Raw genomic sequence first — 7,313 nt, 5'->3', positions numbered from 1 at the left:
TTCTCCAGCGGCTCGACGACGGAGGACCGTCCGACGCCTCATTCTGAAACGATCAGTTAGTGGCAACGTGCTTCCGGTTGCCCGGAGAACAAGCGGAGCGTGCGGGCCCGGAGACGGGAAGGCGCCCGGCACGATCGCCCGGCCTCGTTGTGTGCCGAGCGCGAATCTGAAGGACGTGGTGAAGCCCCGGCTCGATGACGGACACGTCTTCCCGAAAAGTCGGCCTTGGTCTAGTCGTCCATGAAGGCCTCGATGCCCATGTTGCCGATCGCCAGGTTGCACACCATGATCCCGACCCGCTCAGGGATGATTCGGAAGGCGTGCCCGATGGGACCTGCGAGCGGTACGACCAGGACGTGGCGGTCGGGATCGCGCATGGTGGTGCCGTCCGCGATCATCACGAGGTCCGCCGTCACCTGCCCGGGGTCCTGGTTGTCGCGGACCAGTGCCATGAGCTGCTCCGGGCTGGAGCCCTCGAACGCCGGGTCGTCCACGGCGTCGACGTCGTCGGTGAAGTCCTCGATGGGGTCGTCATAGCCCGGTCCCGGGCGGTGCACGGTGTCGAGGAGCGACGTCCAGGCGGCGTCATCGGTGAAGTCGGTGCGTACGAGCAGACCGAAGGTCTCCTGGGTGAGCGGGGGCAGAGCCCGGGTCGGGGGCTCGTAGCGCGGCGGAGGGTTCAGCGACTCCAGGCAGGCACCGACGGGGTCGGGGAGGCCGTTCTCCCACTCCTCCCCGGACTCCCCGTCGGGTTCGGCGGGGGCCTCCTCCTCGAAGCGCTCCAGGGTCGTCTTCTGGTACGGGCGGTGCAGCACCAGGTAGGTCAGGGCCGCTTGGCGGGGTGTGATCCGGAACGCGTCCCCCTCGGTGCCGCGGAACGCCAGCAGCGGACGCAGATGAGGGCCGGCCGTGGTCCTGTCGTCGGCCAGCAGGACCAGGTCGGGAATCCACGTCCCGTCCTCGTTCAGGGCCTCGCGCACCTTCTCGGCAGTGGCGCCCTGCCAAGCGCGGTCGTCCACCACGATCAGGCGCCGGGGGATGGGCCCCCGCGGTACCGCGTGGGCGTCGCGTCCCGAGCGCGGTGCGACCAGCCCGGGCAGTTCGCCCATGCGCGAGAGCACGTCACGCCAGGCGGCGTCGTCGCCGTGGTGGGTGCGGATCAGCAACATGCCGGACACTCGCGGACCGTCATCGTCCGGGGGGAGGGGCAGGGCAGGGCGCATCAGGGGTACCTCGTGAGTATCGCCGGTGGACTGTCAGTCGCTCCGTTTCTACCCGCTGCCTCTGACAACGCCCGGTTCTCCTGCCCTGTCTCACTCCCGCAAGTCCGCTGAACCGCAAGGACGTTGGGCCATCGGGACGGACCCCGCACCCCGTCTCACTCGCCGGGTCAGCCGCCCGCCGCGTCCCGTGCGATCTGCTCGAAGTGGGGCGCCATCGCCTCGGACAGGGCCCGGGCCGCCGAGAGCGGACGGACCATGACCAGGAAGTCGTCGATCCGGCCGTCCTCGTCGAAGTGGAGGACGTCGCAGCCTTGAATCGTCTTGCCGCCCACGGTGGCCGTGAAGAAGAACGCGTGGTCACGGCCGTCCGGGTTGGCGATCTCGCGGACGTAGGCGAAGTCCTCGAAGACGGTGCTCACGGCCCGCAGGATCGCGGAGGTGATCGCCTTGCCCGGATAGGGCTTGAAGGCGACCGGGCTGGTGAAGACGACGTCCTCCGCCAGGAGGTTCTCCAGCGCTGCGTGGTCGCCTGCCTCGACGGCCTTGCGGAAGGGATGCAAGGGATCACCTCTCACGTTGGATGATAGTCAACTAATTGACTAGGTGGATCGGAGGCTAATGGCCGCACATCGGGCTTGTCCAGATGCCTTTTCGGGCGCCTGTCCGCGTACTGGTGCCCGTACTTGTCCGGTTTCGAGTACGCAACTCGTTGAATGAACGCCGTGACATACCCTGAGGCCATGGCGCTGCGCGACGCGGTGATGGCCGCGCTCCTCGAGGGCGAGGCATCCGGTTACGACCTGGCGAAGGCGTTCGACGCCTCGGTCGCGAACTTCTGGACGGCGACCCCGCAGCAGCTCTACCGGGAGCTGGAGCGCATGCGGGGCGAGGGCCTCATCTCCGCCCGGGTGGTGCGGCAGGACCGGCGCCCGGACAAGCGGTTGTTCTCCCTGACCGAGACAGGACGGGAGGCCGTACGGGCTTACGTCGCCGAGCCGGTCGGCCGGCCGACCGCGATCAGGGACGAGTTGCTGGTCAAGGTGCAGTGCGCGGACGTGGGCGACCTCGGTGCCGTGCGGACGGCGATCGCCGAGCGCCGCGAACGGGCCGAGGCCAAACTCTCCCGCTACGAGCGCCTGCGCTCACGGATGCTGGCCGGACGGACCGAGGACGAGTACGTCGCCGAGGCGGAACGGATCGGCCCGTACCTCACCTTGCTGCGCGGGACTGCCTTCGAGCGCGAGACGCTGACCTGGTGCGACATCGCGCTGCGGCGGCTGGGGGAACGGATGCCGTCCCCGGGCGGTCGTGACTGACCGACGGCGTCAGCTGAACGAGGCGTGCACGCTCTCGTCGAGGCGCCCCACCGACTCCTGCCGGAAGGCGCGGTCGTACAGACTGCGGACGGCCTCCAGTTTGGCGTTCGCCGACTCCGCCTCGCGGGTCGGGTAGACGATGACGACCCGGTAGGAGCGTTCCCTCTCGATCACGCCGTGCCGGTCCCGGTACTGCCCGCGCCCGTCATCGACGGTCAGGCCGGCCGGGAAGCGCGTGGTGACCTGGGTGTCCAGGAAGCGCTGGAACTGCGCGGCCGTCACCGGCGTGCCGCCCTCGGGGCGCTGGGTGCCGAACAGCAACGTGGTCTCGGTGTACGCCCCGCGCGGACCGACGGGAGTCTCGGCGGCCACGACGAAGGGCGCCAGCACCAGTGTCCCGGCCGCCGTGAGCACACCTGCCAGCAGTGCCCTGGTTCGCATCTGGGTCTTCACGTACGGCATAACGCCGCACAGCCGCAAGAGTTGTGGTGATCCGGCCACGGGCGGAGGCAGGCGGGCAGTCGTGCCTGAGGCTGTCCGACTTCTTCTGATGAGGGACGCCACGCGGGCGGACCCCCGGCTCGATACATGCCCGTATCGGATACACCTCCGCATCTGATACGTTGCCGTATCGAGGTGAGAACGATGGCGACGACCGACACGCCTCCGGCGGCTTCCAGCGCGGCGCCGGACGGGCGAACGCGGACGCGGGTGACACGCCGACGCGCGCAGACCCGGGCCCGGTTGCTGGAGGCCGCGTTCGCGGTGTTCGCGGACAAGGGGTTCGGCCGGGTGTCGATCGAGGAGCTCTGCGACGCGGCCGGATACACCCGCGGCGCGTTCTACTCGAACTTCGGCAGCCTGGAGGAGCTGTTCTTCGCGCTGTACGAGGAACGGGCCGAGCTGATCGCCGCGCAGGTCACGCAGGCGCTGGCGCAGGAGCCGACCGGCCTCGACCTGGAGCCCGCCGTCGAGCGGGTGACCGCGGCGCTGCTGCTGGAACGCGAATGGCTGCTGGTGAAGACCGACTTCCTGGTCCACGCGGCCCGGGACCCGCGGGTCGCCGACGCGCTGCTGGAGCACCGCCGCCGCCTTCGCGAGACCATCGCCCAGCGGCTGGCCGTCCTGGCGGAGGCCCGGCGCCTGCCCACCGTTCTCGGGGGCGCCGACAGCGCGGCCCACTCGGTGATCGCCGCGTACGACGGCGTCACCACCCAACTGCTGCTCGACCGCGACGTCGAGCACGCCCGCGCCTGGCTCAGGCAACTCCTGCTCGCGCTGCTGTCTCCCGACACGGCGGACCGCCGACTGGCCCTCGACACGGCGGACCGCTGACCGCCCACCCGCCGATCCCTCGCCCGCCGCGCACGCTCCCGGCGGGCCCCGACAGGATGGAGTACCGCCATGGACGCCGACGTCATCGTCGTCGGAGCAGGTCTCGCCGGGCTGGTCGCGGCGCACGAACTGACCACCCGCGGGCGCCGCGTCGCGCTCGTGGACCAGGAGAACGCGGCGAACCTCGGCGGCCAGGCGTACTGGTCCTTCGGCGGACTGTTCCTGGTCGACTCGCCGGAGCAGCGCCGCCTCGGGGTGAAGGACTCCTTCGACCTGGCGTGGAACGACTGGCGGGGGAGCGCCCGTTTCGACCGCCTGGAGGACGAGGACTCCTGGGCGGTGCGCTGGGCCCGCGCCTACGTGGAGTTCGCCGCCGGTGAGAAGCGCTCCTGGATCGACTCGCACGGCATCAAGCTGACGCCGATGGTCGGCTGGGCGGAACGCGGCGACCTGCGCGCCGACGGACACGGCAACTCGGTGCCGCGCTTCCACGTCGCCTGGGGCACCGGGACCGGCGTGGTGCGGCCCTTCGTCCGCAGCGCTCAACGCGCCTTTCAGGAAGGCCTCTTGACGTTCCATCACCGGCGGCGTGTCGACGAACTCGTCGTCCAGGACGGTGCGATCACCGGCGTACGCGGAACGGTGCTGGCCGAGGACTCCTCGCCGCGTGGCGTGGCCTCCAACCGCGACCGCGTCGGTGACTTCGAACTCACCGCCCAGGCGGTCGTCGTCACCACCGGTGGCATCGGCGCCGACCACGACATCGTGCGCCGCTACTGGCCGAAGCGGCTCGGCACCGCCCCCCGGCACATGATCACCGGTGTGCCCGCGTACGTGGACGGGCGGATGCTCGACATCAGCGCCGCCGCCGGGGCGCGGCTGGTCAACCGCGACCGCATGTGGCACTACACCGAGGGCGTGCGCAACTGGGACCCCGTCTGGCCCGGACACGCGATCCGCATCCTGCCGGGTCCCTCCCCGATGTGGTTCGACGCCCTCGGCCGGCGCCTGCCCGATCCCTGCCTGCCCGGCTACGACACCCTCGGCACCCTCGAATACCTGCGTACCACCGAGGACATCGCCGGCTACGACCACTCCTGGTTCGTCCTCACGCAGAAGATGATCGAGAAGGAGTTCGCGTTGTCGGGCTCCGAGCAGAATCCCGACATCACCAGCGGCGACCGCAAGGCCGTGCTGCGCGAACGTGTGCTCGGCAAGGGAGCCCCCGGGCCGGTCGAGGCGTTCAAACGGCACGGCGCGGACTTCGTCGTCGCCGAATCGCTCGACGAACTCGTCGCGAAGATGAACGCCCTCACCGACGAACCCCTCCTCGACCCGGCCGTGCTGCGCGCCCAGATCGAGGCCCGCGACCTGCAGATCGCCAACCCCTTCAGCAAGGACGCCCAGATCCAGGGCATCCGCAACGCCCGCCGCTACCTCGGCGACCGGCTCAGCCGCGTCGCCGGCCCGCACCGCGTCCTCGACCCGAAGGCCGGACCGCTCATCGGCGTCCAGTTGCGTGTCCTCACCCGCAAGACCCTCGGCGGCATCCAGACCGACCTGGACTCGCGCGCCCTGGGCCAGGACGGCAACCCCGTCGAGGGGTTGTACGCGGCCGGGGAGGTCGCGGGCTTCGGCGGTGGCGGCGTCCACGGCTACAACGCCCTGGAGGGCACCTTCCTCGGCGGCTGCCTGTTCTCGGGCCGTGCGGCCGGCCGCGCCGCCGCCGACGCCGTGGCCTAGCCGGAGCGCGCCCTGACGTAGCCGGGGCGCGCAGTCGCGGGCGCCGTGGCGTACGCCGTGAGTACGCCGGGGGAGTGCCGCCGCAGGCGCCGGGAAGACGCCAGGAGAACAGGACTAGCCTGGGTGCTTCGCGCCGTCCGACCGCGGGCCGGGCGGCGCGCCGTAGTGCTCGCGTACGAAGAGGGTGAAAGAGCTTCATGCCACTCAAGCGTCCCCACCAGCACCGAGACGTCAGCAAGCACCTGACGGCCAACCCGGTCTTCAGCCGGGAGCCGATATCCGTCCCCCGGTTCAAGCTCCCACACGACGGAATCGACCCGGACGTCGCGTACCAGATCATTCACGACGAGCTGATGCTCGACGGCAACGCCAGGCTCAACCTCGCGACGTTCGTGAGCACCTGGGCGGAGCCGCAGGCGCAGGCGCTGATGGCCGAGTGCGCCGAGAAGAACATGATCGACAAGGACGAGTACCCGCAGACCGCCGAGGTCGAGGCGCGGTGCGTGCACATGCTGGCCGATCTGTGGAGCGCCCCGGACCCGGACCGGGCGGTGGGCTGTTCCACCACCGGGTCGAGCGAGGCCGCGATGCTGGCGGGCCTGGCGCTCAAGCGTCGCTGGCAGCACCGGCGGCGCGCCGAGGGCAAGCCGGCCGACCGGCCCAACATGGTGATGGGCATCAACGTCCAGGTGTGCTGGGAGAAGTTCGCCGACTACTTCGAGGTCGAGCCGCGTTACGTGCCGATGGAGGGCGACCGCTACTGCCTGTCCGCCGAGGCCGCCGTCGAGCTGTGCGACGAGAACACCATCGGTGTGGTGGCGGTGCTGGGCTCGACGTTCGACGGGGCCTACGAGCCGGTGGCCGAGATCGCGGCGGCGCTCGACGCCCTCCAGGAACGCACCGGGATCGACGTGCCGGTGCACGTGGACGGGGCGTCCGGCGGGATGATCGCGCCGTTCCTCGACCCGGAGCTGCCCTGGGACTTCAGGCTGCCGCGCGTCGCGTCCATCAACACCTCGGGCCACAAGTACGGCCTCGTGATGCCCGGTGTGGGCTGGGCGCTGTGGCGGGACGCCGAGGCGCTCCCGGACGACCTGGTCTTCCACGTGAACTACCTCGGCGGTGACATGCCGACGTTCGCGCTGAACTTCTCCCGGCCCGGGGCGCAGGTCATCGCGCAGTACTACAACTTCCTGCGGCTCGGCTTCGACGGCTACCGCACGGTGCAGCAGACCTGCCGTGACGTGGCGACGCGCCTGTCCGCCGAGGTGGCCAAGCTCGGCCCGTTCACCCTGCTCACCGACGGCAGTGAGCTGCCCGTCTTCGCCTTCCGCGTCAGCGACGACATCGACAACTTCACCGTCTTCGACGTCTCGGCGGCGCTGCGCGAACGCGGCTGGCTGGTGCCCGCGTACACCTTCCCCGAACACCGCACCGATCTGGCCGCGTTGCGCGTCGTGATCCGCAACGGGTTCGGCCACGACCTGGCCGACCTGTTCCTGGAGGACCTGCGCCGCGTGCTGCCCCGGCTCAAGGCGCAGGCGGCACCGCACCGCAACGCCGAGAACGCGGGCGCGTTCGCCCACGGCGCGGAGACCAAGGAGTCGGTCCGCAAGGTGGGCAAGCCCGCCGTCCCGGCCGCACGGCAAGCCGAGTCGTAGGCAGGCCGCGCCTCCGGGGCCCTCATCACGGGGCC

Annotated in this window: 6 protein-coding genes and 1 pseudogene; 4 read left to right on the top strand and 3 right to left on the bottom strand. The window is 70.5% G+C overall.

Annotation, left to right across the window (positions count from 1 at the left end):
* Window positions 1–230: 230 nt before the first annotated feature.
* Window positions 231–1,169: a DUF6924 domain-containing protein gene (locus K7472_RS29660; RefSeq protein WP_222981871.1), complete on the bottom strand. Its 939-nt coding sequence runs from the start codon at window positions 1,167–1,169 to the stop codon at window positions 231–233.
* Between the two features lie 221 nt (window positions 1,170–1,390).
* Window positions 1,391–1,783, bottom strand: coding sequence for a nuclear transport factor 2 family protein (locus K7472_RS29655; RefSeq protein WP_222981859.1), 393 nt, complete (start codon window positions 1,781–1,783; stop codon window positions 1,391–1,393).
* Window positions 1,784–1,963: 180 nt separating this feature from the next.
* On the opposite strand from K7472_RS29655, the gene K7472_RS29650 reads away from it, so the two are divergent.
* A complete protein-coding gene (locus K7472_RS29650) occupies window positions 1,964–2,539 on the top strand; it encodes a PadR family transcriptional regulator (RefSeq protein ID WP_222981869.1) in 576 nt (191 codons plus the stop codon).
* A gap of 9 nt (window positions 2,540–2,548) precedes the next feature.
* Here the strand turns inward: K7472_RS29650 and K7472_RS29645 are convergent, their stop codons facing one another.
* Window positions 2,549–2,980: a DUF3574 domain-containing protein gene (locus tag K7472_RS29645; RefSeq protein WP_222981857.1), complete on the bottom strand. Its 432-nt coding sequence runs from the start codon at window positions 2,978–2,980 to the stop codon at window positions 2,549–2,551.
* Between the two features lie 204 nt (window positions 2,981–3,184).
* Here K7472_RS29645 and K7472_RS29640 point away from each other — a divergent pair, with 204 nt between their 5' ends.
* The 3 genes and pseudogenes from K7472_RS29640 to gad all read left to right on the top strand — a co-directional run bounded on the left by K7472_RS29640 (window position 3,185) and on the right by gad (window position 7,278).
* Window positions 3,185–3,874, top strand: coding sequence for a TetR/AcrR family transcriptional regulator (locus tag K7472_RS29640; RefSeq protein ID WP_222981855.1), 690 nt, complete (start codon window positions 3,185–3,187; stop codon window positions 3,872–3,874).
* A gap of 39 nt (window positions 3,875–3,913) precedes the next feature.
* Window positions 3,914–5,617: pseudogene (locus K7472_RS29635) on the top strand (FAD-binding dehydrogenase); the annotation flags it as partial.
* A gap of 197 nt (window positions 5,618–5,814) precedes the next feature.
* Window positions 5,815–7,278 carry a glutamate decarboxylase gene (gad, locus tag K7472_RS29630; RefSeq protein ID WP_222981853.1) on the top strand — a complete coding sequence of 488 codons (1,464 nt, stop codon included), beginning with the start codon at window positions 5,815–5,817 and terminating at the stop codon, window positions 7,276–7,278.
* Window positions 7,279–7,313 lie beyond the last annotated feature (35 nt).

Origin of the sequence: Streptantibioticus parmotrematis, from assembly GCF_019890615.1 — a bacterium.
GTDB classification, from domain to species: domain Bacteria; phylum Actinomycetota; class Actinomycetes; order Streptomycetales; family Streptomycetaceae; genus Streptantibioticus_D; species Streptantibioticus_D parmotrematis.
Note: the sequence above shows the minus strand (reverse complement) of the source record. Positions and strands in the feature narration are given on the sequence as shown.